This window comes from Streptomyces diastatochromogenes (assembly GCF_002242805.1).
Lineage (GTDB): Bacteria > Actinomycetota > Actinomycetes > Streptomycetales > Streptomycetaceae > Streptomyces > Streptomyces diastatochromogenes.
Map to the genome: position 1 here is coordinate 274,400 of NZ_MCGQ01000013.1, position 26,842 is coordinate 301,241.

The following is a 26,842-nucleotide window of genomic DNA, read 5'->3' on the forward strand; positions in this document are numbered from 1 at the left end:
TGCAAGCACGCTTGATTGTTTCTGCCCCCACTGCCATGCTCCCCCCATGGCCGACCCGACGCCCGTCATCGACGACCTGCGTGCCGAGAGCGACGAACTGGACCGACTCGTAGCCGAGTTGACCCCGGAGCAGTGGGCCCTCGCGACGCCCGCTCCCGGCTGGACCGTCGCCCATCAGATCGCCCACCTCGCCTGGACCGACCGGTCCGCGCTGTTCTCCGTCACCGACGCGGACGCGTTCCGCGCGCTGGTCGAGAAGGCGCTCGCCAGCCCCGACTCCTTCGTGGACGAGGGCGCGGAGGAGGGCGCCCGGCTCCCGGCCGCCGACCTGCTCTCGGCATGGCGCGACGGACGTGCCGCCCTCGACCAGGCCCTGCGCGCGGCAGCACCCGGCGCGCGTTTCCCCTGGTACGGCCCACCCATGTCGGCCGCCTCCATGGCCACCGCCCGCCTCATGGAGACCTGGGCCCACGCACTGGACGTGGCGCAGGCCCTCGGTGTCACCCGCGCCCCCACCGACCGGCTCCGGCACATCGCCCGGCTCGGTGTGCGCACACGGGACTTCGCCTTCGGCGTCCACGGACTCACCCCGCCCGCAGAGGAGTTCCGCATCGAACTCACCTCACCCTCCGGCGAGTTGTGGACCTACGGTCCGCCCGACGCCCCCCAGCGCGTCACCGGCCCCGCCCTCGACTTCTGCCTCCTGGTCACCCAGCGCGCCCACCGCACCGACCTCGCCCTGCACACCGTGGGCCCGGACGCCGACCGCTGGCTCGACATCGCGCAGGCCTTCGCGGGCCCGCCCGGCACCGGCCGCCCGCCGAAGGACGGCACCCGGTGAACCCGTTGCGCATCGGCAACTTCTCCGGCTTCTACGGCGACCGCGCCGACGCCCTGCGCGAGATGCTCACCGGCGGCGAACTCGACGTCCTCACCGGCGACTACCTCGCCGAGCTGACCATGCTCATCCTCGGCCGCGACCGCCTCAAGGACCCGGCCGCCGGATACGCCCGCACCTTCCTGCGCCAGCTGGAGGACTGCCTCGGCCTCGCCCACGAGCGCGGGGTGCGGATCGTCACCAACGCGGGCGGTCTCAACCCGGCCGGACTCGCCGCCGCGATACGGCAGTTGGCCGACCGGCTCGGTATCCCCGTGCGGGTGGCCCATGTCGAGGGCGACGACCTGACCGCCGCCCACCCGGGCACCCTGGCCGCCCACGCCTACCTCGGCGGTTTCGGTATCGCCGAGTGTCTGCGGGCCGGCGCCGACGTCGTGATCACCGGCCGGGTGACCGACGCGGCGCTCGTCACCGGCCCGGCCGCCGCCCACTTCGGCTGGCAGCCGGGGGAGTACGACCGCCTCGCCGGTGCCGTCGTCGCCGGGCATGTGCTGGAGTGCGGGACGCAGGCGACCGGCGGGAACTACTCCTTCTTCCAGGAGGGGGACGTACGCCGTCCCGGCTTCCCGCTCGCCGAGATCCACGCGGACGGCACCAGCGTCATCACCAAGCACCCCGGCACCGGCGGCTTCGTCGACATCGGCACGGTCACCGCGCAACTGCTCTACGAGACCGCCGGCGCCCGGTACCTCGGCCCCGACGTCACCGCCCGGCTGGACACCGTACGGCTGAGCCAGGACGGGCCCGACCGGGTGCGGATCGAGGGCGTGCGCGGGGAGGCTCCGCCACCGACGCTCAAGGCCGGACTCAACCGGCTCGGCGGCTTCCGCAACGAGGTCGCCTTCGTCCTCACCGGACTCGACATCGAGGCCAAGGCGGAACTGGTCCGGCAGCAGCTGTCCGACGCCCTCGCCAAGTCGCCTCCCGCCGAAGTCCGTTGGGATCTCGTCCGCACCGATCGGGCCGACGCGGACACCGAGGAGACGGCCAGCGCCCTGCTGCGACTCGTCGTACGGGACCCGGACCAGCAGGTCGTCGGGCGTGCGCTGAGCGGAGCCGCCATCGAGCTGGCACTGGCCAGCTACCCGGGCTTCCATGTGCTGGCGCCACCCGGAAAGGGCGCGCCTTATGGGGTCTTCGAGGATGTGTACGTACCCCATGGTGCCGTCGACCATGTGGCGGTCCTCCATGACGGGCGCCGGGTGCCTGTGGCGCCGGCCCAGGACACCCTCGTACCCGACGCGCTGCCCCAGCCACCGCTGCCCGAGCCGCTCCCGCCCGGGCCCGTCCGCCGTGCCCCTCTCGGTCTCGTCGTCGGCGCCCGCAGCGGGGACAAGGGAGGCAACGCCAACGTCGGCATCTGGGCCCGCACCGACGACGCCTGGCGGTGGCTCGCCCACGCGGTGTCGGCCGACACCTTCCGGCAGCTGATCCCCGAGAGCCGCGACCTGCCCGTCACCCGGCATGTCCTGCCCAATCTCCGCGCCCTCAACTTCGTCGTGACCGGCATCCTCGGCGCCGGCGTCGCCGCCCAGCACCGCTTCGACCCGCAGGCCAAGGCCCTCGGCGAATGGCTGCGCTCCCGCCACCTGGACATCCCGGAGGTTCTTCTGTGACCGTCCTGACCTCCGCCCTGGACACGGGCAGTCCCGACTACCGGTCCCACCGCGAGGCCATGCTCGCCAAGCTCGCCGACCTGGAGGCCGAGCACGGCAAGGCGCTCGCGGGCGGCGGCGAGAAGTACATCCAACGGCACCGCGAACGCGGCAAGCTGCTCGCCCGCGAGCGCATCGAGCTGCTCCTCGACCCGGACACCCCGTTCCTGGAACTGTCCCCGCTGGCCGCCTGGGGCAGCGACTACGCGGTCGGTGCCTCCCTGGTCACCGGGATCGGCGTGGTCGAGGGCGTGGAATGCCTGATCACCGCCAACGACCCGACCGTGCGCGGCGGCGCCAGCAACCCCTGGAGCCTGAAGAAGGCCCTGCGCGCCAACGACATCGCGCTCGCCAACCGGCTGCCCTGCATCAGCCTGGTGGAGTCCGGCGGCGCCGACCTGCCCTCCCAGAAGGAGATCTTCATCCCCGGCGGCGCCATCTTCCGGGACCTGACCCGGCTCTCCGCCGCCGGCATCCCCACCGTCGCCGTCGTCTTCGGCAACTCCACCGCCGGCGGGGCGTACATCCCCGGCATGTCCGACCACGTGATCATGGTCAAGGAGCGGGCGAAGGTGTTCCTCGGCGGGCCGCCGCTGGTGAAGATGGCGACCGGCGAGGAGAGCGACGACGAGTCCCTCGGCGGTGCCGAGATGCACGCGCGCGTGTCGGGCCTCGCCGACTACTTCGCCGTGGACGAGCAGGACGCCCTGCGCCAGGCCCGCAGGGTCGTGGCCCGCCTCAACCACCGCAAGGCGTACGGCGATCCAGGCCCGGCGACCCCGCCCAAGTACGACGAGGACGAACTGCTCGGCATCGTCCCCGGCGACCTGAAGACCCCCTTCGACCCGCGCGAGGTCATCGCCCGCCTGGTCGACGCCTCCGACTTCGACGAGTTCAAGCCGCTGTACGGCACGAGCCTCGCGACCGGCTGGGCGAGCCTGCACGGCTACCCGGTCGGCATCCTGGCGAACGCCCAAGGGGTCCTGTTCAGCGCGGAGTCGCAGAAGGCCGCCCAGTTCATCCAGCTCGCCAACCAGCGCGACATCCCGCTCCTCTTCCTGCACAACACCACCGGCTACATGGTCGGCAAGGAGTACGAGCAGGGCGGGATCATCAAGCACGGCGCGATGATGATCAACGCGGTGTCCAACTCCCGCGTCCCCCACCTCTCGGTCCTCATGGGGGCGTCGTACGGTGCCGGCCACTACGGCATGTGCGGGCGGGCCTACGACCCCCGCTTCCTGTTCGCCTGGCCCAGTGCCAAGTCGGCCGTCATGGGCCCGCAGCAGCTCGCGGGCGTGCTGTCGATCGTCGCCCGGCAGTCGGCGGCGGCGAAGGGGCAGCCGTACGACGAGGACGCGGACGCGGCCCTGCGCGCCATGGTGGAGCAGCAGATCGAGTCCGAGTCGCTGCCGATGTTCCTGTCCGGGCGGCTGTACGACGACGGCGTCATCGACCCGCGCGACACCCGCACCGTCCTCGGCCTGTGCCTGTCCGCGATCCACACCGCCCCCTACGAGGGCGCGCGCGGCGGCTTCGGCGTCTTCCGGATGTGAGGCTCATGATTTCGACTCTGCTCGTCGCCAACCGGGGCGAGATCGCCTGCCGGATCTTCCGCACCTGCGGTGAGTTGGGAATCCGAACGGTCGCCGTGCACTCGGACGCGGACCAGAACGCGCTCCACACGCGCGCGGCCGACACGGGGGTACGGCTGCCGGGCGCGACGCCCGCCGAGACGTATCTGCGCGGCGACCTGATCGTGAAGGCGGCGCTGGCCGCCGGCGCGGACGCCGTGCACCCCGGGTACGGCTTCCTCTCCGAGAACCCCGACTTCGCCCGCGCCGTCCTCGACGCCGGACTGGTCTGGATCGGGCCGCCGCCCGGGGCGATCGAGGCGATGGCGTCCAAGACGCGCGCCAAGGAGCTGATGGGGATCGCGCCCCTGGTCGAGGTCACCGAGGCCGACCTGCCGGTGCTCGTGAAGGCGGCCGCCGGCGGCGGCGGGCGCGGGATGCGGATCGTGCGCCGCCTGGAGGAGCTGCAGGCCGCACTGGAGGGCGCGGGCGCCGAGGCCGCGAGCGCCTTCGGCGACGGCGAGGTCTTCGTCGAGCCGTACGTCGAGCACGGCCGCCACGTCGAGGTGCAGATCCTCGCCGACACCCACGGCACGGTCTGGACGCTCGGCACCCGCGACTGCTCCCTGCAGCGCCGCCACCAGAAGGTGATCGAGGAGGCCCCGGCCCCCGGACTCTCCGAGAGGCTCACGGACCAGCTGCACGCGCTGGCCGTACGCGCCGCCCGTTCCGTGTCCTACGTGGGCGCCGGCACCGTTGAGTTCCTGGTCGCCGACGGCAGGGCCCACTTCCTGGAGATGAACACCCGCCTCCAGGTCGAACACCCCGTCACGGAGGCGGTCTTCGGCCTCGACCTGGTCGCCGAACAACTCCGCGTCGCGGAAGGCGCGGCCCTCGAAAAGACCCCTCCACGCGCGCGTGGCCACGCCGTCGAGGCCCGCCTGTACGCCGAGGACCCCGCCCGCGACTGGGCCCCGCAGACCGGCACCCTGCACCGCCTCGCCGTACCCGCCGCCGTCCGCCTCGACACGGGCTACACCGACGGCGACGAGATCGGCGTCCACTACGACCCGATGCTCGCGAAAGTCGTCGCCCACGCCCCCACACGCGCGCAGGCGCTCCGCAAACTCGCCGGAGCCCTGGAGCGAGCGGAACTCCACGGCCCGCTCACCAACCGGGAGCTGCTCGTACGCTCTCTGCGGCACGAGGAGTTCACCACCGGCCACATGGACACCGGCTTCTACGACCGCCACCTCACCGACCTGACCGCCCTCGCCCCCGACCCGTACGCCCCCCTGGCCGCCGCCCTCGCCGACACCCACGGCCGCTCCCGCTTCGGCGGCTGGCGCAACGTTCCCTCACAGCCGCAGGCCAAGCGGTACGAGATGGCGGGAGAGGAGCACGAGGTCCACTACCGGCACACCCGGCAGGGCCTGGCGGCCGACGGGGTACGGATCGTGCATGCCGACGCGCGCAGGGTCGTACTCGAAGTGGACGGCGTACAGCGCAGGTTCGACGTCACACGCTACGGCGACCAGGTGTACGTCAACCGGGCCCGCCTCACCGCCCTGCCCCGCTTCCCCGACCCCACCGCGCAGCTCGCCCCCGGCTCCCTGCTCGCCCCGATGCCCGGCACGGTCGTCCGGATCGCCGAGAACCTGACCGAGGGAGCGGCCGTACAGGCCGGCCAGCCCCTGATCTGGCTCGAGGCGATGAAGATGCAGCACCAGATCACGGCACCCGTCGCAGGCACGCTCAGCGCGCTGCACGCCAAACCGGGACAGCAGGTAGAGCCGGGAATGTTGCTGGCGGTGGTGCAAGAAACCTAGGGGCGCGGGGAACTGCGCGAGCAACCACACACAAGCCGCACGCGGAGGAATCGCATGACCACCCTCATCGAATCAGAAGAGCACAAGGCTCTACGGTCCGCAGTAGCCGCCCTCGGCAAGCGCTACGGCCGCGACTACCTCACCCGTACCGTCGCCGAAGGGAAGCCCCTCACCGAGCTCTGGACCGAGGCAGGAAAACTCGGCTACCTGGGCGTCAACCTCCCCGAGGAGTACGGAGGCGGAGGCGGCGGCATAGCCGAACTCTCCATCGTCCTCGAAGAACTGGGCGCCGCGGGCTCCCCGCTCCTCATGCTCGTGGTCTCACCCGCCATCTGTGGCACGGTGATCTCCCGCTTCGGCACCGAGGACCAGAAATCCCGTTGGCTGCCCGCGCTAGCGGACGGCACCCGCCTCATGGCCTTCGGCATCACCGAACCCGACGCCGGCTCCAACTCCCACCGCATCACCACCACAGCCCGCAAAGACGGCACCGACTGGCTCCTCACCGGCCGCAAGGTCTTCATCTCCGGCGTGGACATGGCGGACGCCGTCCTCATCGTCGGCCGCACCGAGGACGCTTGTACCGGACGCCTGAAGCCCTGCCTGTTCATCGTCCCGACGGACGCCGAGGGCTTCCAGAAGAACCCCATCGACATGGAACTCAACGCCGCCGAGAAGCAGTTCGAGCTGGTCCTGGACGACGTACGCCTCCCCGCCGACGCGCTCGTCGGCGACGAGGACGCCGGCCTGCTGCAGCTGTTCGCCGGGCTCAACCCCGAGCGCATCATGACCGCCGCCTTCGCGATCGGCATGGGCCGCTACGCGCTTGCCAAGGCGATCGAGTACGCCCGCGACCGTACCGTCTGGAAGGCCCCCATCGGCGCCCACCAGGCGATCGCACACCCCCTGGCGCAGGCGCACATCGACCTGGAACTGGCCCGGCTGATGATGCAGAAAGCGGCCCACCTGTACGACGCCGGCGACGACATCGGCGCGGGCGAGGCCGCCAACATGGCCAAGTACGCGGCCGGAGAGGCCTGCGTGAAGGCCGTCGACCAGGCCGTGCACACCCTCGGCGGCAACGGCCTCACGCGCGAGTTCGGGCTCGCCTCGTTGATAACGGCCGCGCGTGTGGCTCGTATTGCTCCGGTGAGCCGGGAGATGATTCTCAACTACGTCTCCCACCAGACCCTGGGCCTGCCCAAGTCGTACTAGGGCAGCATCGGCAGCCGCTTGGAGGAACCGTGTTCCGCAGCGAGTACGCAGACGTTCCGCCCGTAGAACTCCCCATCCACGAGGCCGTCCTGGGCCGCGCCGCCGACTTCGGCGACCAGCCGGCCCTCATCGACGGCACGGACGGCACCACCCTCACGTACGAACAAGTGGACCGGTTCCACCGGCGACTGGCCGCCGCGCTCGCCGACGCCGGAATACGCAAGGGCGACGTCCTCGCCCTGCACAGCCCCAACACGATCGCCTTCCCGACCGCCTTCTACGCCGCCACGCGCGCGGGTGCCTCCGTCACCACCGTGCACCCGCTCGCCACACCCGAGGAGTTCGCCAAACAGCTCGCCGACAGCGGCGCCCGCTGGATCATCACCGTCTCCCCACTGCTGGAATCCGCCCGCCGCGCCGCCGAACTCGCCGGCGGAATACGGGAGATATTCGTGTGCGACAACGCACCCGGACACCGCTCGCTCATCGACATGCTCGCCTCCGCCGCACCCGAACCGCAGATCGACTTCGACCCGGCCGAGGACATCGCCGCGCTGCCGTACTCCTCCGGCACCACCGGCATCCCCAAGGGCGTCATGCTCACCCACCGGCAGATCGCCACCAACCTCGCCCAGCTGGAACCCCCCGTCCCGGCCGGACCCGGCGACCGCATCCTCGCCGTGCTGCCCTTCTTCCACATCTACGGCCTGACCGCCCTGATGAACGCGCCCCTGCGCAAGGGCGCCACCGTCGTCGTCCTGCCCCGCTTCGACCTCGAGACCTTCCTCGCCGCCATCGAGAACCACCGCATCACCGGCCTGTACGTCGCCCCGCCGATCGTCCTCGGCCTCGCCAAGCACCCGGCGGTCGCCCGCTACGACCTCTCCTCCCTGAAGTACGTCATCAGCGCCGCCGCCCCCCTGGACGCCACCCTCGCCGCCGCCTGCGCCGAACGCCTGGGCCTGCCCCCGATCGGCCAGGCCTACGGCATGACGGAACTGTCGCCCGGCACCCACGTCGTCCCGCTCGACGCCCTGCACCACGCGCCCCCCGGCACGGTCGGCAAACTCATCGCCGGCACCGAGATGCGGATCGTCTCCCTCGACGACCCCGGCAAGGACCTCGCGCCCGGCGACCCCGGCGAGATCCTCATCCGCGGCCCCCAGGTGATGAAGGGTTACCTCGGCCGCCCCGACGCCACCGCCGACATGATCGACACCGACGGCTGGCTGCACACCGGAGACATCGGCCACGTGGACGAGGACGGCTGGCTGTTCGTCGTCGACCGGGTGAAGGAACTCATCAAGTACAAGGGCTTCCAGGTCGCCCCCGCCGAACTGGAGGCCCTCCTGCTCACCCACCCCGGCATCGCCGACGCCGCCGTCATCGGCGCCTACAACGACGACGGCAACGAGATCCCGCACGCCTTCGTCGTCCGCCAGCCCACCGCCGCCGACCTCGGCGAGAACGAGATCATGCTGTACGTCGCCGAACGCGTCGTCCCCTACAAACGCGTCCGCCGGATCACCTTCATCAACACCGTCCCCCGCGCGGCCAGCGGGAAGATCCTGCGACGGCAGCTCAGGGAGCACACATGAGCCCACTCATCGGACGCACACGCGCGCGCGGCGTCGAAACCCTCAGCCTGGACGCCACCGACACCCGCAACGCCCTCTCGACCGCCCTCGTCTCCCAACTGGCCGAGGCCCTCACCGACTGCGGCAAGGACGAGGACGTCCGGGCGGTCGTCCTCACCCACACCGGCACCACCTTCTGCGCCGGCGCCGACCTGCGCGACCCACCCGACCCGGACGCCCTGGTGGGCCTGCTCCGGCAGATCGTCGAGCTGCCCAAACCCGTGCTAGCCCGGATCACCGGACACGTCCGCGCAGGCGGCCTCGGCCTCCTCGCCGCCTGCGACATCGCCGCCGCCTCCACCACGGCCACCTTCGCCTTCACCGAGGTCCGCATCGGCGTAGCCCCCGCGGTGATCTCCCTCCCGGTCATCCCGCGCACCGACCCCCGCGCCCTGGCCCGCTACTACCTCACCGGCGAACGCTTCGCCCCCGCCGAGGCCGTACACCTGGGCCTGCTCACCACCACCGCCGACGACGTGGACGAAGCCCTCGCCCCCGTCCTCGACGGCCTGCGCCGCTCCTCCCCCCAGGCCCTGGCCGAGACGAAACAGCTGCTCACGGCTAGGGTGCTGGAGACGTTCGACCGGGACGCGGCACACCTGACCGCGCTCTCGGCCCGGCTGTTCTCCACCACCCAGGCCCGGGAGGGGATGACAGCCTTCCTGGAAAGACGGGACGCGGCATGGGTGGTGTGAGGACGTGAGCACGACGGCGGAACGCGACCGCGTGCCGGGGCAGCACCCCAAGCCGGACCGCAGCCCCAAGCAGGACCGCAGCCGGGCCACCCGGCAGCGGCTCCTGGAAGCCGCCGTGGCCTGCCTGGCCGAGCACGGCTGGGCAGGCTCCACCGTCGCCGTCGTAGCCGAACGCGCCGGCGTCTCCCGCGGAGCCGCCCAGCACCACTTCCCGACCCGCGAGGACCTCTTCACCGCCGCCGTCGAGTACGTCGCCGAAGAACGCTCCACCGCCCTGCGCGCCCTGTTCCCGGACGGCGCCGCCGACCGCCGCGCCGTCGTCTTCGCCCTCGTCGACCTCTACACCGGCCCCCTCTTCCGCGCCGCCCTCCACCTGTGGGTCGCCGCATCCGACGAGGAACAGCTCCGCCCGCGCGTCACCGAGCTGGAGGCCCGCGTCGGCCGCGAGACCCACCGCATCGCCGTCGACCTGCTCGGCGCCGACGAGTCCCGCCCCGGCGTCCGCGAGACCGTCCAGGGCCTCCTCGACATGGCCCGCGGCCTCGGCCTCGCCAACCTCCTCACCGACGACACCGCCCGCCGCGAGCGCGTGCTGGCCCAGTGGGCGCTGCTCCTGGAGGAAACACTGGGCTGAACGGGTCACCGCGGGAGCGCGTTACCCTTGGGCCCATGCTTCCGATGCTCGTTCGCCGCCGCCACGTGGACTACGTGCGCGTCACGAGCATGGGCTGTCGGCCTTCCGCCTGACCTCAGCCCCTCTTTCTCCCCTCACGGCATCCCGGGCGCGCGCCGCCCCACCCTCGGCGGCCTGCCCGTGCCCACACACCCTGTGGACGCACCCATGACGACGCACCCCGCGACGACCCCCTCGTACGACGAGTACGCCCAGCTCCCGATCATCGACCTGTCCGCCGCCGACCGCGGCCCCCAGGCCCGCGCCCTGCTCCACGCGCAGCTGCACAGCGCCGCCCACGACGTCGGCTTCTTCCAGCTCGTCGGACACGGCGTGACCCAGGCGGAGACCGACGCCCTCCTCACCGCCATGCGCGCCTTCTTCGACCTCCCCCAGGCCGACCGGCTCGCCCTCGACAACGTCAACTCCCCGCACTTCCGCGGCTACACCCGCACCGGTGACGAGCGCACCGGCGGCGCCCGCGACTGGCGCGACCAGCTCGACATAGGCGCCGAACGCCCCGCCCACATCCCCGGCCCCGGCGAGCCCCCCTACTGGTGGCTGCAAGGCCCCAACCAGTGGCCGACCGCCCTCCCCGAACTGCGCACGGCCGCCCTGGCCTGGATCGACAAACTCAGCGGCGTCGCCCAGCGCCTCCTGCACGAACTCCTCACCGCCATCGGCGCCCCCGCCGACTTCTACGACCCGATCTTCGGCGACCACGCCCACCCGCACCTCAAGCTCGTCCGCTACCCCGGCAGCGCCAACGACGGCACCGACCAGGGCGTCGGCGCCCACAAGGACTACGGCTTCCTCACCCTGCTCCTGCAGGACACCGTCGGCGGCCTCCAGGTCCAACGCGAGGACGACCACTTCCACGACGTACCCCCACTCGAGGGCGCCTTCGTCGTCAACCTCGGCGAACTCCTGGAAGTAGCCACCAACGGCTACCTGATCGCCACCAACCACCGGGTCGTCAGCCCACCCGGCGCAACGGAACGCTTCTCGGTCCCGTTCTTCTACAACCCCCGCCTCGACGCGAGGGTAGAGCCGCTGCCCTTCCCCCACGCGTCGACAGCACCCGGCATCACCACCGACCCGGCCAACCCCCTCTTCGCCGAGTACGGCTACAACGAACTCAAGGGCAAGCTGAGGGCACACCCTCTGGTGGCGGAACGGCATCACGGGAACTTGCTGACACCGGCCTGATTGCCACACACCGGAGCCTCAGGGGCTCAGCCGCTCCACATCCCAGTCGCCGTCCGGCCGGGCCACGTACCGCAGCCGGTCGTGCAGACGGTTCTCGCGGCCCTGCCAGAACTCGACCGTCTCCGGCGCGATCCGGAAGCCGCCCCAGTGCGGCGGAACCGGCACCTGCTCCCCCTCCGGGTAGCGCTCGCCCAGCTCCGCGTAGGCCTCGTCCAGCTCGTCACGGGACGTGATCACCGAGGACTGCACACTGGCCCAGGCGCCCAGCTGGGAGCCGTGCGGGCGGGTGCGGAAGTACGCGGCGGTCTCGTCCCGGCCGGTCCGGCGGGCGACGCCGGTGACGATGATCTGGCGGGCGATCGGGTGCCACGGGAAGAGCAGCGAGATGTACGGGTTGTCGGCCAGCTCGCGCGCCTTGCGGGAGTCGTAGTTGGTGTAGAAGACGAAGCCGTCGGTGTCGTACTGCTTCATCAGGACCGTGCGGGAACTGGGCCGGCCCGCCGCGTCCGCCGTGGAGACCACCATCGCGTTGGGTTCGTAGAGCGTGCCGTGCAGGGCGGCCCGGGCGGCGTCCTCGAACCAGCGGGAGAACTGGTCCATGGGGTGCGCGGCGAGATCCTTCTCGTCGAGGCCCGCGGCCCGGTACTGCTTGCGCATGGCGGCGGGATCGACGAGGGGGTCGGGGCTGAGCTCGCGGTCGGTCACGCGGTCATCTTGCCGTATCGAACGCGCGTGGCACTCAGTGTCGTATGGGCTCCCCAACTATGGCACTCGGCGTTATCGTGCAGGTCCCCCTGCGGTTTGGGTGACCACTGGCTGATCGGGGCATCACCGGGGTGACCGCCGCCGACACTTTCACGAGGAGCCGCCTGATGTCCGATTTCGTACCCGGGCTCGAGGGAGTCGTCGCGTTCGAGACGGAGATCGCCGAACCCGACAAGGAGGGCGGCGCCCTGCGGTATCGCGGCGTCGACATCGAGGATCTGGTCGGGCACGTCTCCTTCGGGAACGTGTGGGGGCTGCTGGTGGACGGCGCCTTCAACCCCGGACTGCCGCCCGCCGAGCCGTTCCCGATCCCGGTCCACTCCGGTGACATCCGTGTGGACGTACAGTCCGCGCTCGCCATGCTGGCGCCGGTCTGGGGCCTGAAACCCCTCCTCGACATCGACGCCGCCGAGGCCCGCGACGACCTGGCGCGCGCCGCCGTCATGGCGCTGTCGTACGTCGCCCAGTCCGCGCGCGGGCAGGGTCTGCCGATGGTGCCGCAGCGAGAGATCGACAAGGCGCACTCGGTCGTGGAGCGCTTCATGATCCGCTGGCGGGGTGAGCCCGACCCCAAGCACGTCGCCGCCGTCGACGCCTACTGGACGTCGGCCGCCGAGCACGGCATGAACGCCTCCACTTTCACGGCCCGCGTCATCGCCTCGACCGGCGCGGACGTCGCCGCAGCGCTGTCCGGGGCCGTCGGCGCCATGTCCGGACCGCTGCACGGCGGCGCCCCCTCCCGAGTACTCGGCATGATCGAGGAGATCGAGCGGACGGGTGACGCCGAGGCGTACGTCAAGAAGGCCCTGGACCGCGGTGAGCGGCTGATGGGCTTCGGCCACCGGGTGTACCGGGCCGAGGACCCCCGCGCGCGCGTACTGCGCCGCACGGCCCGTGAACTGGGCGCGCCGCGGTTCGAGATCGCCGAGGCGTTGGAGAAGGCGGCTCTGGAGGAGCTGCACAACCGGCGCCCGGACCGGGTGCTGGCGACCAACGTCGAGTTCTGGGCCGCGATCATGTTGGACTTCGCGCAGGTCCCGGCGCACATGTTCACGTCGATGTTCACCTGCGCCCGGACCGCCGGCTGGTCGGCGCACATCCTGGAGCAGAAGCGGACGGGGCGTCTGGTGCGGCCTTCCGCCCGGTACGTGGGGCCGGCGGCGCGCGGTCCGCAGGAGATCGAGGGGTACGCGGACATCGCCCACTGAAGCCCCGTCCGAACCCCGCACAAACGCAGACGACCCGCGAGCTCTGGTCCTCCGCCTGTCGGCGGGGGCCGGCCGGACGTACCGGCGAGCTCGCGGGTCGGGTGACTGCGTGGGATTGGCCGGCTGCGTGTGTGCACACACGCTGGTCCGGCACCGCACTGGGTGTGGTGACGGGCGCTAGCCCGCAGCCACCTCCGACGTCCGGTGTGCATACATGCTCCGAACCACCTCCTCTCTTCGGTGCTCCACACCCTAAGAAGCATCCGGGAACGCCTCAAGGGTTTTTTTCGGGGGCCGAAACTCGGGGGCCGAAACTCGGAGGCCGGAATGCGGTTGACGCGCGACCGCCCGGACGATTCGCTGCTCGCGTGACTGATCTTCGTATCCAAGCCGTCGACAGCGACGCCACGCTCGAGCAGTGGCGCCACGTCCACAACGTCATCGTGCCTCCGGCCGCCATGTCCCTGGACGACGCCCGGGAGCGTCGGGAGCGGAACCGGCTGGAGAACGCGTATCTGGGTGATGTGCTCGTCGGGTGTTCCACCGTGCGGCCGCCCGTCGGGGAGGAGGGGGTCGCGACCGTCATCGCGCGGGTGCTGCCCGAGTTCCGGCGGCGGGGCTTCGGTGCGGCGCTGTACGAGAACGGGCTCGCCCACGCGCGCGGGCTGGGTGCGCGGGTGGTCGAGACGTGTGTGCTGGCGGTGAACGTGGAGGGGCTGCGGTTTGCCGAGCGGTGCGGGTTCGTGGAGATCGAGCGGTATGTGCTGGACGGGGAGACCGAGGAGTGGGTCGATCTGCGGTTGGCGGCGGACTCTGGTGCCGGGCATTGATTCCTTCAATCTGCGGGAACAGGATGTGGGCTGCGTCACGTTCCAGTTGAATGAAGGCCAGTGAGCGAACCGCGTGCCGCAGGTGCGCCGACGCAGCCTCCAGGGGGTCCAGGTGAGTGCTTCCCGGCGGAGTGGGACCACCGACGAGCTGGGGCCGGACGAGCCCGAGCGGGACGGTCCGCAGGGTCCTGACGGTCCGGAGGAGTCCGGCGGCTCCGATCTGCTCGCCGCGCTGCTGGACGGCATGGACGCGGCTCTGTGCGCCTTCGACGCGGACGGGGTCGTCACGCACTGGAACCGGGAGGCCGAGCGGATTCTCGGCTGGACCGCGGCGGAGGCGGTCGGGCGGCACGGGTTCGCCGGGTGGGCGGTGCGCAGTGCCGATGCCGAGGATGTGCAGGCGCGGCTGATGTCGGTCATGCATGCGCCGGGTCGGCAGGTTCATGAGTTCGCGCTGGTCACCAAGGATGGTGGGCGGGTGCTGGTGCGGACCCAGTCCGCTGCGGTGCGTGGGCCGGAGGGGAAGCCGGCGGGGGTGTACTGCGCGTTCAGTGAGGTGCATGCGCAGATCGATCTGGAGCGGTCCATCGCGCTGAGCGAGGCGCTGTTCGAGGACGCGTCCTGGGGTGTGGTGCTGGTCGATGCCGATCTGCGGCCGGCCGTCGTCAATGCGCATGCGGCCCGGGCCCTGGGTATCGGGCGTACGTCCGCGCTCGGGCGGCCGCTGGGTGAGTTGCTGGCGCAGGGTGTGGAGGAGCTGGAGAGTGCGCTGACGCATGTGCTGGCGGAGGGTGCGCCGCCCGCGCCCGCCGAGATGTGGGTGACCGTGCGGACGCCCGAGGGTGAGAAGCGGCGCTGTTGGCGCAGTGGGTTCGTGCGGTTGGCCTCGCCGCTCGCGGAGGAGCCTGTGCCGCTCGGGGTCGGCTGGCTGTTCCAGGACGTCACGGAGGCCAAGCAGGGGGAGCAGGAGGCGGCTCTGCTGCGCTTCCGTGCCAATCAGCTGCACCGGGCGGCTCGTGCCGCCGCCGAGTGTGAGGATCCGGCGGAGGCGGCCACGGTTCATCTGGACTTCGCGCTTGCCGGTTTCGCCGATCATGCGCTGCTCGATCGTGTGGCGGGTGCCCCGCGCGCGGAGGGCGATGACGCGGTTCCGGTGCGGCTGGTGCGGCTCGCGGCCACGCCCGCGGGGGCACCGGGGCCGAGTCTGCTCTCGGGCATGGCCGGGCTGCCGTTGCGCTACGAGGAGGGGCATCCGGCGTTGAGCTGTGTGGAGCGGGCCGGGAGCGTGCGGGCGGATGCGGGGTCGGTTCCGGCCGAGCGGGCGCGTGAGTGGGCGCTGGCTCGGCAGTGGCCCGAGGATGCGGCGCACGCGTTGTGCGCGGTGCTGCGCAGCCGGGGGCGGACGCTGGGCGTGGTCACGTTCCTGCGGGGGGCCGGTCGCAGTCGTTTCGAGCGTGTGGACGCGGTCTACGCGGAGGATGTGGCCGTACGGATCGCGGCGGCGCTGGATCTGGCGGAGGCGGTGCGGGAGCGGCCGGGGGAGGAGTAGCCCCCGGTGCTCAGTGCTCAGTGCCGGTAGAAGATCCGGTCGCCGTACTCGGTCATGATCCGTTTGTTCCAGTCGTGGCCGCCGTCCACGTTGCCGGAGCGCAGCAGTGGGGGTTCGATGCCGCGGTCGGCCAGGGTGGCGGCCGTGGTGGCCATGACGGCCTGCATGAGGGCGCTGGTGACGACGGTGGAGGCGGGGGCGAAGGGAGCCGGGATGGTGTCGAGGGTGAGTTCGGCGTCGCCGACGGCGATCTTCGAGTCCAGGACGATGTCGCAGTGGTCCTTGAGGAAGGTGCCGGAGCTGTGCCGGGACGTGGTGTGCGTGGCGTAGGCCACGGAGGTGACGCCGATGACCTTCACGCCGAGGGCGCGGGCGCCCTGGGCCATCTCGACGGGCAGGGCGTTGCGGCCGGACAGGGAGATGATCACGAGGGCGTCGCCGGCGCGGAGGGGGGATGTGTCGAGGACGGCGCTCGCGAGGCCGTCGACGCGTTCCAGGGCGGAGCCGAGGGTGGCCGGGGTGACGTCGACGCCGACGACTCCGGGGACGGTGAGCAGGTTCATGAGGGCGAGTCCGCCGGCGCGGTATACGACGTCCTGGGCGGCGAGCGAGGAGTGTCCGGCGCCGAAGGCGAACAGGCGGCCGCCGGCGGCGACGGTGTCGGCGAGCAGGGTGCCGGCCGCGGTGATCGCCTCGGCCTCCTCCGCCCGGACCCGTTGCAGCAGGCTGATGGCGGCGTCGAAGAACAGGTCGGCAGGCGTGCCGTCGCTCATGCGGTGCCCCTTCGCAGCGTCTGTGTCGCGGATCACCGTGCGGTCTGGACCAGTGCGGTGTCAATACGGGGGCGTGCGGACGCGCCATGCGCCGGGGCAGTCTTCACCGGGCTGTTTCCGCGGTGCGGCACGGTTGTCAGTGGTATCCGGCAGAATTGAATCCAGGGCCAGCGCACGCGCCGGAGAGCGGTGAGCATCCGGCAGAGGTAATCGAGGGGCACGTATGTCCGGACTGATCGACACCACGGAGATGTATCTCCGCACCATCCTCGAGCTCGAAGAGGAAGGCGTCGTCCCCATGCGCGCCCGCATCGCGGAGCGGCTGGACCAGAGTGGGCCGACGGTGAGCCAGACGGTGGCGCGTATGGAGCGTGACGGTCTGGTGTCGGTGGCCAGCGACCGGCATCTGGAGCTGACCGACGAGGGCCGCAGACTGGCCACGCGGGTGATGCGCAAGCACCGCCTCGCGGAGTGTCTGCTGGTCGACGTGATCGGCCTGGAGTGGGAGCAGGTGCACGCGGAGGCGTGTCGCTGGGAGCATGTGATGAGCGAGGCCGTGGAGCGCCGGGTGCTGGAGCTGCTGCGGCACCCGACCGAGTCGCCGTACGGCAACCCGATCCCGGGCCTGGAGGAGCTGGGCGAGAAGGACGGGGCCGACCCGTTCCTGGACGAGGGCATGGTGTCGCTGGCCGATCTGGATCCGGGCAGCGACGGCAAGACGGTCGTGGTGCGCCGTATCGGTGAGCCGATCCAGACGGACGCCCAGCTGATGTACACGCTGCGCCGTGCGGGTGTGCAGCCCGGTTCGGTGGTGAGTGTGACGGAGTCGGCCGGCGGGGTGCTGGTGGGCAGCGGCGGTGAGGCGGCCGAGCTGGAGGCGGATGTCGCCTCGCATGTGTTCGTGGCCAAGCGCTGAGCGTGAGAGGGCCCCGGCGCCGTGTGGCGCCGGGGCCTGTCCTCCCCTGTGCTGACCCGGAGCCCCGAGCTCTCAGGGTCATCCCCCTCGGACCGTTTTTCCCCGAGCGGTCCGCCTCCCGCCAGAAAGATCCCCTCGGCGGCGGCGATCATTCCTTGAGGGGTGTCACTCGAATGAGGGGTGTTGTCCGCAGAGGAAGTATTTTCGAATAGGTATTCGATAGTCTGCGGCGGCAGTACGAGCGACAGTACGACGGCGACAACGGCAGTACACCGGTACGAGGCAGGCGGAGCTGGGGGGTGCCAGGCCGATGGCACGGCGTATCGACGTGACGGGAGCGGGCGGGGTGCGCCTCGCCGCCTGGGAGTTCGCGGACCCGCCCAAACCGGAGGCGGAGCCCGCCGCTCCGGGCGTGCTGTTACTCCATGGCCTGATGGGCCGCGCCTCGCACTGGGCGTCCACCGCCCGCTGGCTCGCCGAGCGCCACCGCGCCGTCGCCCTCGACCAGCGCGGCCACGGCCAGAGCGACAAGCTCCCGCAGGCCGCGTACACCCGGGAGGCCTACGTCGAGGACGCCGAGGCCGCGCTCGAACAGCTCGGCCTCGCCCCCGCCGTCCTCATCGGCCACGCCATGGGCGCCCTGACCGCCTGGCAGCTCGCCGCGAAGCGCCCCGATCTGGTGCGGGGTCTGGTCATCTGTGACATGCGGGCCTCCGCGCTCGGCTCGGCCTCCCAGCGCGAGTGGGACGCCTGGTTCCGCTCCTGGCCCGTCCCCTTCGCCACCCTCGCCGACGTCCGCAAGTGGTTCGGCGAGGACGATCCCTGGGTGGAGCGCCCCCACCCGTCCCGCGGCGCGTTCTACGCCGAGGTCATGCACGAGTCCGCCGACGGCTGGCGGCCCGTCTTCGATCCGGAGCAGATGCTCGCGACGCGGGAGAGCTGGGTGTACGACGCCCACTGGGAGGAGCTGGCCCAGGTTCGGTGTCCTTCGCTGGTCGTGCGTGGCCTGGACGGTGAGCTGGGGCGGGCCGAGGCGCAGGAGATGGTGCGGGTGCTTCCTCGGGGGGAGTATGCGGAGGTGGCTGACGCCGGGCACCTTGTTCACTATGACCAGCCGGTGGCTTGGCGGTTTGCTGTCGAGCCGTTTCTCGAGGCTGTGCTGGGTGTTTGAACGCCTGTTCGTCTGCGTGGTGCTGTGCGTTGGCGAGTGCGGGTGCGTTGTGGCTTGTCGCGCAGTTCCCCGCGCCCCTGGGCGAGTTGCAGGTGCCCTGCGTCGAGAAGTCCCGTCAGCCCTTGCTTACCGCCGCCAGGATTTCTGGTAGGCGGGCCGCTGTTCGGGGGGCCGCCAGGCGTAGGCCCAGCAGTGTGAGCGTCGCGCCGTAAGCCGCGCCTGCCGGCAGCAGCAGCCAGCTCCACGCATCGCCGTCCGCGCTCACGTTCAGCCAGATGGTGGCGGTGATGACGGGGGAGCAGAGCAGGGCGGCCGCGACCATGCCGCCGAAGATCGAGATCCAGGCGAGGCCGGCCTGGCCGGGGGCCACGTTCTTGTGGCCCTCCTGGGGGATGGAGTACGGGAAGCGGGCCGAGGTCCAGGCGCCGGTCGCCAGCATCGCGCCGAGCAGCGCGAGGGAGAGTCCCAGCGCCTCGGGGAGCCGGGCCCAGGCGCCCAGCAGCGCGGTCGTCAGGACGGTGACGAGGGCGGCGTACGGCAGGGTGATCACCAGCAGGGCCAGCGCCCGCCCGCGCAGCTCGGCGTGCGCGTCCCGCGCCGAGGAGATGGTCAGGGCCACCATCCAGAAGGCGGAGGTGTCCTGCCCGAACTGGTTGTACATCTGGATGCCGAGCATCCCGGCGGCAAAGCACGCGAAGTAGATCGACCCGGTGCCCTGCACCGCGTTGAACACCGGCACGATCAGCCCGATGGCCAGCGAGGTCACCCATGCGGCCTTGGTCTTGGGGTCGCGCCAGACGTAGCGCAGGGTGCGCTCCACGACCGTACCCGTGCGCCCGTCCGGGAGAAGCCGCCGCAGCCCGGCGGAGGGGGCACGGTCCCGCGCCCCTTCCGGGGCCTGGAGGGTGGACCCGTCGGGCGAGGTCATCAGCCGGGTCAGACTCCGCGCCCAGACCACGATCAGCAGGGCCAACCCGCCCACCGACAGCGCGAGTTGCCCGAGCGCCGTGCCGTACGCCCCCTCGCTCGCCGACCGCACCGCCCCCACGGCCGACGCGGGCGGCACCCACGACAGCACGTCCGCGGCCGGCTGCAGCTGTCCCAGCCCCGCCGAACCCAGCCGCTGCGCACCGAAGTTGACCAGCTGTGCCCCGACGGCGATCACCAGACCGCTCAGCACGGCCAGATCGCGCCCCTTCCTGCTGGTCAGCAGCCGTACGTTGGCGGCGGCGACGGCCCGCGCGAGCGCCACGCAGACCAGCAGCGCGAGCACGACGGCGACGACGGCGACGACGTACCCCACCGCCCCCTGCGCCACCGACAGCACACACCCCACCAGCACCAGCAGCGTGAACAGGGCCCCGATGCCGACCAGCGAGGCGGCCAGCAGGGCCCGGACCAGTGGCCGGGGGCGCAGCGGCAGCATCACCAGCCGGGTCGGGTCCAGCGTCTCGTCACCGCTCGGGAAGAACAGCGGCATCACCGCCCAGCCCAGCGCCAGTACGGCCGTACCGGGTACGGCCACGGCCTCGGCGTGCGCATGCCCGCGCAGCGCCACCAGGCCGAGCAGTTGCAGCAGTGCGAACAGCAGCGCGACGACGGCCGAGGCGACGAACGCGGCCCGTCGGCCCGCCGACTGCCTGAGCCCGTTCCGCAGCAGCGACAGCTTCAGCCGTACGACGGTGGAGGTCAGGCTCGTCATCGGGCCGCCCCACCGCCCAGCCAGTCCAGATCGGAGGCGGCGTCCCGGCCGCGCGCCCCCACCAGCTCCAGGAAGGCCGCCTGCAAGGTGGGGTGCTCCCCGCGCACCTCGGCCAGCGTGCCCGTCGCCCGGATGCGGCCCGCCGCCATGACGGCCACCCAGTCGCACAGCGACTCGACCAGCTCCATCACGTGCGAGGAGAACACGACGGTGGCGCCGGAGGCGGTGTAGCGCTCCAGCACACCCCGGATCGTCTGCGCGGACACCGGGTCGACACCCTCGAACGGCTCGTCGAGGAACAGCACGTCGGGATTGTGGAGGAGAGCGGCCGCGAGCCCGATCTTCTTGCGCATGCCGGTCGAGTAGTCCACGACGAGCTTGTGCTGCGCCCCGGCCAGGTCGAGCACGTCCAGCAACTGCGTGGCCCGCTTGTCGACCTCGGCACCGGGCAGCCCCCGCAGCCGCCCCGAGTACCCCAGCAGTTCCCGCCCCGACAGCCGCTCGAACAGCCGCAGCCCCTCGGGCAGCACCCCGATCCGCGCCTTCACCGCCACCGGGTCCCGCCACACGTCATGCCCGACGACCTCGACGGCCCCCTGATCGGGCCGCAGCAACCCGGTCACCATGGACAACGTGGTGGTCTTCCCGGCCCCGTTCGGCCCGACCAGCCCGATGAACTTGCCGGCAGGCAGATCGAGATCGATCCCGCCCACGGCAACTTGCTGCCCGAACCGCTTCCAGAGCCCCCGCACACGAACTGCAGCCTCGTCCATGAATGAACCCTACGGCGCCTGCAACTCCCGGAAGGGGCGCGGGGCTGTGCCTGAATTTGCGGCTCCGCCGCGTGGGCGCACGTTACTTGTCCCGCCCGCACGCATAAGCAAGCGGCGAGATCAACTCCTCAGCATCCGGCAACCACCGATTCGCCGGGGTGGGCCGACAAGCCCACTGCACAGCACCACGCGAGCCAAATCGAGTCGGAGGGGCAGCGACGTAACTTCCCTCCCCCAGGGGCGCAAGGTCGAGCGAGGCCAACGACCACCCCAACTTCCGCACCAGCTCAGGAACCTTCACAGAGGCCCCCGGCAGCACGAAGAACTGCATACGCCGGTCAGGAGTCAACGTCACAGGCCCGAGCGTCAACTCCATCCGCTCCATACGGGCCAGGGCGAGAAACCCCGCACTCTCCGGGACGGACAACGCGTCGAAGGTACGTCCCGTAGGCAGCAGGATCGAAGCCGTTGGCTGTTTCTGCCACATCCGGCGGGCGACGGTCGCACTGCCGGTCGCCTGGGTCGCCCAGTCGGGGCGCGTGGGGTGCGCACCCGGCGCGGGGCAGGAGGCATCGCCGCACGAGCAGCGCTGCACCCCGTCGACGGCTTCCAGCCAGGCACCCGGGAACACGTCCCAGTGGCGCTCCTCGGCGTAGCGTACGGCGGTTTCCAGCAGCGATTCCCCGCGCTGCTGCGGAATCTGAGCGGCTTCGGGGCCGGCGATCGTCTCTTCCACGGTTCACTCAACTCCCGCACTCACCTGGAGTTACGGCCCGGGCGTGTGCAGGGGAGGAGCATCGACTCCCCAGCTGGGGCGCATGGGTGCACAGGTGGGGGCGCGCGGGAGGAAGCAGGGCGTGGAGTGGGTAGCCAGGGATGGGGGTGGCATCTGCCTTTACCCCGGCAAACCGCACATGTCACGCATTGACGGTATGTCAGCTGGGCAGTGATCTTCACGACCGGATCCTTCCGGCCGGATCGTCACGCTCCAGGGGTTCGCAGGGGGTAGCACATGGCCGCAAGGCCTCTCGTCGCGAGGCAGCCGAACGAACGGCTGCAGGCACTCATCCAGGAAGCGGGGTGCTCGAACGCCGGGCTGGCCCGGCGGGTCAACATGTGCGGCGCCGAGCACGGTCTCGACCTGCGCTACGACAAGACGTCCGTGGCCCGCTGGCTGCGCGGTCAGCAGCCGCGGGGCCGGGCCCCGGCGATCATCGCGGAGGCGCTCGGGCGCAAGCTCGGCCGTACGGTCACGATCGACGAGATCGGAATGGCCAACGGCAAGAACCTCGCCTCGGGGGTCGGTCTCCAGTTCTCGCCGACGGTACTGGGGGCCATCGAGCAGGTCTGTGAGCTGTGGCGCAGCGACGTGGGCCGGCGGGACTTCCTGTCCGGCTCCTCCGTCGCCGCCTCCGCGCTGGTCGAGCCCAGCCGCGACTGGCTGATCTCCGCGCCGGACGCCCAGGTGGCCCGGCAGGCGGGTCCGCGGGTGGGCCAGTCCGACGTGGCCGCCGTACGGTCCATGACCCAGGCGCTGGTCGACCTCGACCACCAGTACGGCAGCGGGCATGTGCGCCCGGTCGTCGTGCACTACCTCAACAGCGTCGTCTCCGGGCTGCTCGCGGGGTCGTACCGGGAGGCGGTCGGCCGCGATCTCTTCGCGACCGTCGCCCGGCTGACCGAGCTGGCGGGGTACATGGCGGTCGACACCGGGCAGCCGGGTCTGGCCCAGCGGTACTACATCCAGTCGCTGCGTCTGGCGCAGGCGGCCGGGGACCGTGGCTACGGCGGTTACATCCTCGCCGCCTCCATGAGCCACCTCGCCGCGCAGCTCGGCAACCCGCGCGAGATCGCCCAGCTGGCACGGGCCGCGCAGGAAGGGGCGCGCGGGCGGGTCACCCCGCGCGCGGAGGCGATGTTCCACGCGGCCGAGGCCCGCGGACACGCCCTGCTCGGTGACGTCCGGGCCGCGCAGGACGCCTCCGGGCGGGCGATCTCGGCGATGGAAGAGGCGGACCCGGCCTCCGGGGACGACCCGGTGTGGATCGCGCACTTCGACGAGGCCTATCTGGCCGACGAGCTGGCGCACTGCTACCGCGACCTGGGACAGGCCGAGGCGGCGGCGCGGTACGCCGAGCAGTCGCTGGCCGGACACCCCGAGACCCGGGCCCGGCGGCGCGCCATCGGCTATGTGCTGCTCGCCACGGCCCAGGTGCAGCAGCGCGAGATCGAGCAGGCCTGCAGCACCGGCACGAAGGCGGTGGAGCTGCTGGAGACGCTCCGCTCCAACCGGGGCGCCGAGTACCTGGAGGATCTGCAGCAGCGCCTGGAGCCCTTCCGGGACGAAGCGGTCGTGCGGGAGTTCGGGGCCCGTCTCGACCTCCAGCAGGCCGCCTGAACACCGGCCCCGCGGTTGCGTGAACGTACGGGAAACGACACCCGGATCCACGGTGGTTGCCATGTACAGCGAACCGCGGGGCTGTTTTGTTACTGCTGTCACAGGGAAGAAGATCGCGCCCTGAGCTGCGTGGCACCCGGCTCGGGAGACCCGGTAGCGTGAGCCGACGATTCCGAAGGTCCCCCATTCGTAGGAGTCCCGGTGACGCAGAGTGGACAGGGCGAGGAGCCCTCGGCGCGGCCCGCGCACGAAGGCATCGTGCTGCCCTCCGACGGAGGCGAGCCCCTGCTTCCGGGCATGACGGGCACCCCCGCCCCCGCGGCCCCGGCCGGCGGGCAGGCGTGGGGCGGCGCGTGGGGCCCCGGCACGCAGCAGCCGCCGCAGCCGGACCAGGGCTGGCCGCCGGCGCCCGCCCAGCAGTGGGGCACCCCGGACCAGCAGCCCCCCGCGGGCAACGGCCCCGGCCCGCTCCCTCCGGAGGGCGCACCGGCTCCGTCGTACGGAGGTCAGGCCTACGGCCAGGCGTACGGCTCCGGCGGCCCCGACTCGGCGTACGGCTCCGGCGCCCAGGCGTCGGCGTACGACGGGGGTCAGCAGCCGCAGTACGGCGGCGCCCAGTACGGCGGCGGCCCCCTGCCCCAGGACGGCGCAGGCCAGCAGCCCGCGTACGGCGCCCCGGCCCCGTACCAGCAGCAGTACCCGGCCGCGCCCGCCCCCTCCGCGCCCCTGCCGCCCGCCGGCGCGGACGCGTACCCGGCGCAGAACGGCGTCCAGGGCACGGCCCTGCCGCCCGCCCTGCCGGAGGCCTACCCCGGGCAGGGCGCGCCCCTGCCCCCGGCGGACGAGGGCGCGACCCAGTACCTGCCGCCCGTGCCGGCGGCCCCCGTCGACGAGGGCGCCACGCAGTACATCCCGCCGGTGGCGGCCGGTGCGCTGCCGCCCGAGGCCGGTGGTGAGGAGACGCGGTACCTGGGGCGGGTGCCGCAGCAGGCCGCACCGGCCGCGCACTCCGACGCCGAGGCCACCCAGTACATCCCGCCGTTCACCGGTCAGGCGCAGGGCGGGGAGAGGCAGCCGCCCGCCGAGTTCGACAACCTCTTCCGCGGCGGGCCGGGGGGTGGGGAGAGCCCGGCCGGCGCCACGCAGCAGATGCCGCGCATCCAGCCGCAGAACGGCTACGCGCAGAACGGCTACCCGGGCCCGGCGCAGCAGTCGTACAGCCCGCCCATGGACGACGACGGCGGGCACCAGGGCGGCCGTACCCGCTCGCGGGTGCCGCTGATCGCCGCCGTCGGCGTCGGCATCATCATCGTCGGCGTGGGTGCCGGCGCGATGCTCAGCGGTGGCGGCGGGGACAAGGGCAGCGACAACAAGACCGTCGCCGCTTCCTCCCCGACCACCCAGGACTCCCCTTCCTCGGCCGCCGCCGACCCCGCGCAGCAGCAGGCGGTCGCCCTGGACAAGCTGCTCGCCGACAGCGGCAGCAGCCGCGCCTCGGTGATCCAGGCGGTGACGAACGTCCGGCAGTGCAACAACCTCGGCCAGGCCGCCTCCGACCTGCGTGACGCGGCCAAGCAGCGCACCGACCTGGTCACCCGGCTCGGCAAGCTGTCCGTCGACAAGCTGCCGGACAACGCCGCGCTGACCGCCGCCCTCACCAAGGCCTGGCAGGCGTCCGCGGCCGCCGACAACCACTACGCGGCCTGGGCCGACCAGGCCGGCAGCGGGAAGGGCTGCAAGAAGGGCCACGCCCGCACCACCGGCCAGACCCAGGCCGGCAACCGGGAGAGCGGCACCGCCAGCCAGCAGAAGGTGAAGGCGGCCGCGCTGTGGAACACCATCGCCAAGAAGTACGGCCTGACCCAGCGCCAGCCGACCCAGCTGTGAGCCGGGCGGGCGCCGGGACGGCCCCCTGACCGGGCCCAGGGGGCCCGGTCAGTCCAGGTCGGCGTTCTCCAGCGTGCCCGTCATGTCGGTGATCCCGTCGAAGTCCGAGCCCGCGGTCTTCTTTGCCGCGACCAGCCGGCCGTCCTGGACGACCTGGAGGGTCACGTCGGCGTTGACGAGCCGCGGGAAGCCGACCCCGGCGAGCTTGCTCTCGTAGGGCCAGTGCAGGGTCGGGGTGAGGCCGCCCGTGGACACCTTCAGGCCGTCGTCGAGGGTGCGCCGCACGCTGTCGGAGCTGACCTCGCCGCCGCCGATCTTCTCCAGGACGGCCTTCAGCACGGTGTAGGCGATCCAGGTGGTCTGCACTCCGGCGTCCGCGGGGTCGATGCGGTTGTCGCCGAAGGCCTCCTCGTTGATCACCTTCTTCATCAGGTCCCAGCGCGCGTCGGAGGCCGGCGGGTACCAGCCGGTGATGTACGACCCCTCGTACGGCCCCGACGCCCCGCCCGTCGCGTTGATCACCGTCTGGTCGACGCTGCCCAGCACGGTCGCCGTGCGCACGGCGGGGTAGCCGTCGCGGGCCCGCCGGAAGGAGTCCATGAAGGTGTCGGTGCGGTCCCCGAGCGCGGGCACCACGCACCCCTTCCTGGTGGTGTCCCTGGTCGCGTACTTCAGCGCCTGGTCCGCCTGGCCGTCGTACTCGGTGGCGTTCTCGGCGGCGAGCTGGTCGCCGGCCGCGGCGTGCCCGCCCGCCTTCAGGCCCGAGTCGAGCAGCGCGGGCAGCTGGTCCCCGGCGATGCTGTCGGGGCGGACCAGGGAGACCGGGCCGCAGGTGGCGGCGAGCGCCCTGCCGAGGCCGGCCAGGAGGGCCGGCTGGCCCCCGTTGACCGGGTACACCATGGGGCCGGTGAACTCATCGCTGGTGACGCCGTAGCCGCCGATGTAGGGGATGCCGGCGCTCTCCAGCGGGGCGAGGAACGAGTCGCCGAACTGGCTGTAGGAGCCGACCACCGCGACCACGTCCTCGGCGGCCGCGCGCCGGGCGCACTTCGCCGCGCCCACGCTGTCGTTGTGGTCGTTGCAGGTCAGGACTTCGAGCTTGCGGCCGTTGATGCCGCCGCGGGAGTTGATCCACTCGCCGTAGGCGTGGGCCATCGCGGGCATGCCGGGCTTGTTGGTGGCGTCCGTCTTCTGGGGCGCCCAGGTCATGACCTTGATCGGGTCATCCCCGGAGCCCCCCGTGGCACCGGGGATGACCCCGCATCCGGCGGTGAGCGACGCACACGCGGCCAGTGCCCCCGCGGACAGCGCGGTGGCTCTGACGGGCCGGGAGAGGAGGGGAAGGAAGGTGCTACGGATGCGTCGCCTGCCGGTCATGGACACGCACGATTCCCTCACACGACTAACCGTGGAGTGACCCTCGGTCAACGAAAGGTGACAGCGAGGTGAATTACAGGGGCCGGTGAGACTCCTGTGGCGAGGAAC

Annotated in this window: 22 protein-coding genes; 16 read left to right on the forward strand and 6 right to left on the reverse strand. The window is 71.8% G+C overall.

Annotation, left to right across the window (positions count from 1 at the left end; all coding sequences use genetic code 11):
• Window positions 1-46 precede the first annotated feature (46 nt).
• From BEK98_RS16080 to BEK98_RS16120, 9 genes are all read left to right on the forward strand, one after another.
• Entirely contained in the window at window positions 47-841 is a 795-nt protein-coding gene (locus tag BEK98_RS16080; RefSeq protein WP_094217198.1) for a TIGR03084 family metal-binding protein, read from the forward strand.
• Entirely contained in the window at window positions 838-2,514 is a 1,677-nt protein-coding gene (locus BEK98_RS16085; RefSeq protein WP_094217199.1) for an acyclic terpene utilization AtuA family protein, read from the forward strand. The genes BEK98_RS16080 and BEK98_RS16085 overlap by 4 nt, the downstream gene beginning before the upstream one ends.
• Window positions 2,511-4,109: an acyl-CoA carboxylase subunit beta gene (locus BEK98_RS16090; protein WP_094217200.1), complete on the forward strand. Its 1,599-nt coding sequence runs from the start codon at window positions 2,511-2,513 to the stop codon at window positions 4,107-4,109. Before BEK98_RS16085 ends, BEK98_RS16090 begins: the two co-directional genes overlap by 4 nt.
• Window positions 4,110-4,114: 5 nt before the next feature.
• Window positions 4,115-5,956 carry an acetyl/propionyl/methylcrotonyl-CoA carboxylase subunit alpha gene (locus BEK98_RS16095; protein ID WP_094217201.1) on the forward strand — a complete coding sequence of 614 codons (1,842 nt, stop codon included), beginning with the start codon at window positions 4,115-4,117 and terminating at the stop codon, window positions 5,954-5,956.
• Between the two features lie 54 nt (window positions 5,957-6,010).
• Window positions 6,011-7,171, forward strand: coding sequence for an acyl-CoA dehydrogenase family protein (locus tag BEK98_RS16100; protein WP_094217202.1), 1,161 nt, complete (start codon window positions 6,011-6,013; stop codon window positions 7,169-7,171).
• 29 nt (window positions 7,172-7,200) lie between these two features.
• Window positions 7,201-8,769, forward strand: coding sequence for a 4-coumarate--CoA ligase family protein (locus BEK98_RS16105; protein ID WP_094217203.1), 1,569 nt, complete (start codon window positions 7,201-7,203; stop codon window positions 8,767-8,769).
• A complete protein-coding gene (locus tag BEK98_RS16110) occupies window positions 8,766-9,503 on the forward strand; it encodes an enoyl-CoA hydratase family protein (protein ID WP_094217204.1) in 738 nt (245 codons plus the stop codon). The genes BEK98_RS16105 and BEK98_RS16110 overlap by 4 nt, the downstream gene beginning before the upstream one ends.
• Window positions 9,504-9,507: 4 nt before the next feature.
• Window positions 9,508-10,137, forward strand: a complete 630-nt coding sequence (locus BEK98_RS16115) for a TetR/AcrR family transcriptional regulator (protein ID WP_244201871.1) — start codon at window positions 9,508-9,510, stop codon at window positions 10,135-10,137.
• Window positions 10,138-10,344: 207 nt separating this feature from the next.
• Window positions 10,345-11,385, forward strand: coding sequence for an isopenicillin N synthase family dioxygenase (locus tag BEK98_RS16120; RefSeq protein ID WP_094217205.1), 1,041 nt, complete (start codon window positions 10,345-10,347; stop codon window positions 11,383-11,385).
• A gap of 18 nt (window positions 11,386-11,403) precedes the next feature.
• Here the strand turns inward: BEK98_RS16120 and pdxH are convergent, their stop codons facing one another.
• Complete coding sequence (gene pdxH, locus BEK98_RS16125) at window positions 11,404-12,090, reverse strand: pyridoxamine 5'-phosphate oxidase (RefSeq protein WP_094217206.1); 687 nt, start codon at window positions 12,088-12,090, stop codon at window positions 11,404-11,406.
• A 167-nt stretch (window positions 12,091-12,257) separates the two neighbouring features.
• Here pdxH and BEK98_RS16130 point away from each other — a divergent pair, with 167 nt between their 5' ends.
• From BEK98_RS16130 to BEK98_RS16140, 3 genes are all read left to right on the forward strand, one after another.
• The gene (locus tag BEK98_RS16130) at window positions 12,258-13,358 is read left to right on the forward strand and encodes a citrate synthase 2 (protein WP_094217207.1); all 1,101 of its coding nucleotides are present in this window, start codon (window positions 12,258-12,260) and stop codon (window positions 13,356-13,358) included.
• A gap of 368 nt (window positions 13,359-13,726) precedes the next feature.
• Window positions 13,727-14,188, forward strand: a complete 462-nt coding sequence (locus BEK98_RS16135) for a GNAT family N-acetyltransferase (RefSeq protein WP_244201872.1) — start codon at window positions 13,727-13,729, stop codon at window positions 14,186-14,188.
• A gap of 112 nt (window positions 14,189-14,300) precedes the next feature.
• Window positions 14,301-15,737, forward strand: coding sequence for a PAS domain-containing protein (locus tag BEK98_RS16140; RefSeq protein ID WP_094217423.1), 1,437 nt, complete (start codon window positions 14,301-14,303; stop codon window positions 15,735-15,737).
• A gap of 17 nt (window positions 15,738-15,754) precedes the next feature.
• On the opposite strand, the gene BEK98_RS16145 is transcribed toward BEK98_RS16140, so the two are convergent.
• Window positions 15,755-16,510, reverse strand: coding sequence for an SIS domain-containing protein (locus BEK98_RS16145; protein WP_094217208.1), 756 nt, complete (start codon window positions 16,508-16,510; stop codon window positions 15,755-15,757).
• A 223-nt stretch (window positions 16,511-16,733) separates the two neighbouring features.
• Here BEK98_RS16145 and BEK98_RS16150 point away from each other — a divergent pair, with 223 nt between their 5' ends.
• Window positions 16,734-17,426: an iron-dependent transcriptional repressor DtxR gene (locus BEK98_RS16150; protein WP_067120881.1), complete on the forward strand. Its 693-nt coding sequence runs from the start codon at window positions 16,734-16,736 to the stop codon at window positions 17,424-17,426.
• 310 nt (window positions 17,427-17,736) lie between these two features.
• Window positions 17,737-18,597, forward strand: coding sequence for an alpha/beta fold hydrolase (locus BEK98_RS16155; protein ID WP_094217209.1), 861 nt, complete (start codon window positions 17,737-17,739; stop codon window positions 18,595-18,597).
• A 115-nt stretch (window positions 18,598-18,712) separates the two neighbouring features.
• On the opposite strand, the gene BEK98_RS16160 is transcribed toward BEK98_RS16155, so the two are convergent.
• The 3 genes from BEK98_RS16160 to BEK98_RS16170 all read right to left on the reverse strand — a co-directional run bounded on the left by BEK98_RS16160 (window position 18,713) and on the right by BEK98_RS16170 (window position 21,808).
• Window positions 18,713-20,299 carry a transporter gene (locus BEK98_RS16160; RefSeq protein ID WP_094217210.1) on the reverse strand — a complete coding sequence of 529 codons (1,587 nt, stop codon included), beginning with the start codon at window positions 20,297-20,299 and terminating at the stop codon, window positions 18,713-18,715.
• Window positions 20,296-21,072 carry an ABC transporter ATP-binding protein gene (locus BEK98_RS16165; protein WP_094217211.1) on the reverse strand — a complete coding sequence of 259 codons (777 nt, stop codon included), beginning with the start codon at window positions 21,070-21,072 and terminating at the stop codon, window positions 20,296-20,298. The genes BEK98_RS16160 and BEK98_RS16165 overlap by 4 nt, the downstream gene beginning before the upstream one ends.
• Window positions 21,073-21,154: 82 nt before the next feature.
• Window positions 21,155-21,808, reverse strand: coding sequence for a bifunctional DNA primase/polymerase (locus BEK98_RS16170; protein ID WP_094217212.1), 654 nt, complete (start codon window positions 21,806-21,808; stop codon window positions 21,155-21,157).
• A 276-nt stretch (window positions 21,809-22,084) separates the two neighbouring features.
• Here BEK98_RS16170 and BEK98_RS16175 point away from each other — a divergent pair, with 276 nt between their 5' ends.
• Both BEK98_RS16175 and BEK98_RS16180 read left to right on the forward strand, forming a co-directional pair.
• Window positions 22,085-23,470: an NsdA family TPR-like regulatory protein gene (locus BEK98_RS16175; protein WP_094217213.1), complete on the forward strand. Its 1,386-nt coding sequence runs from the start codon at window positions 22,085-22,087 to the stop codon at window positions 23,468-23,470.
• Between the two features lie 201 nt (window positions 23,471-23,671).
• The gene (locus BEK98_RS16180) at window positions 23,672-25,357 is read left to right on the forward strand and encodes a hypothetical protein (protein WP_094217214.1); all 1,686 of its coding nucleotides are present in this window, start codon (window positions 23,672-23,674) and stop codon (window positions 25,355-25,357) included.
• A gap of 48 nt (window positions 25,358-25,405) precedes the next feature.
• Here the strand turns inward: BEK98_RS16180 and BEK98_RS16185 are convergent, their stop codons facing one another.
• Window positions 25,406-26,734, reverse strand: a complete 1,329-nt coding sequence (locus BEK98_RS16185) for an ABC transporter substrate-binding protein (protein WP_094217215.1) — start codon at window positions 26,732-26,734, stop codon at window positions 25,406-25,408.
• Window positions 26,735-26,842 lie beyond the last annotated feature (108 nt).

Coding starts and splice junctions, on each gene's coding strand:
- BEK98_RS16155 (WP_094217209.1), top strand. CDS start 17,737: ATGGCACGGCGTATCGACGTGACGGGAGCGGGCGGGGTGCGCCTCGCC.
- BEK98_RS16150 (WP_067120881.1), top strand. CDS start 16,734: ATGTCCGGACTGATCGACACCACGGAGATGTATCTCCGCACCATCCTC.
- BEK98_RS16095 (WP_094217201.1), top strand. CDS start 4,115: ATGATTTCGACTCTGCTCGTCGCCAACCGGGGCGAGATCGCCTGCCGG.
- BEK98_RS16120 (WP_094217205.1), top strand. CDS start 10,345: ATGACGACGCACCCCGCGACGACCCCCTCGTACGACGAGTACGCCCAG.
- BEK98_RS16100 (WP_094217202.1), top strand. CDS start 6,011: ATGACCACCCTCATCGAATCAGAAGAGCACAAGGCTCTACGGTCCGCA.
- BEK98_RS16175 (WP_094217213.1), top strand. CDS start 22,085: ATGGCCGCAAGGCCTCTCGTCGCGAGGCAGCCGAACGAACGGCTGCAG.
- BEK98_RS16160 (WP_094217210.1), bottom strand. CDS start 20,299: ATGACGAGCCTGACCTCCACCGTCGTACGGCTGAAGCTGTCGCTGCTG.
- BEK98_RS16110 (WP_094217204.1), top strand. CDS start 8,766: ATGAGCCCACTCATCGGACGCACACGCGCGCGCGGCGTCGAAACCCTC.
- BEK98_RS16080 (WP_094217198.1), top strand. CDS start 47: ATGGCCGACCCGACGCCCGTCATCGACGACCTGCGTGCCGAGAGCGAC.
- BEK98_RS16165 (WP_094217211.1), bottom strand. CDS start 21,072: ATGGACGAGGCTGCAGTTCGTGTGCGGGGGCTCTGGAAGCGGTTCGGG.
- BEK98_RS16145 (WP_094217208.1), bottom strand. CDS start 16,510: ATGAGCGACGGCACGCCTGCCGACCTGTTCTTCGACGCCGCCATCAGC.
- BEK98_RS16130 (WP_094217207.1), top strand. CDS start 12,258: ATGTCCGATTTCGTACCCGGGCTCGAGGGAGTCGTCGCGTTCGAGACG.
- BEK98_RS16185 (WP_094217215.1), bottom strand. CDS start 26,734: ATGACCGGCAGGCGACGCATCCGTAGCACCTTCCTTCCCCTCCTCTCC.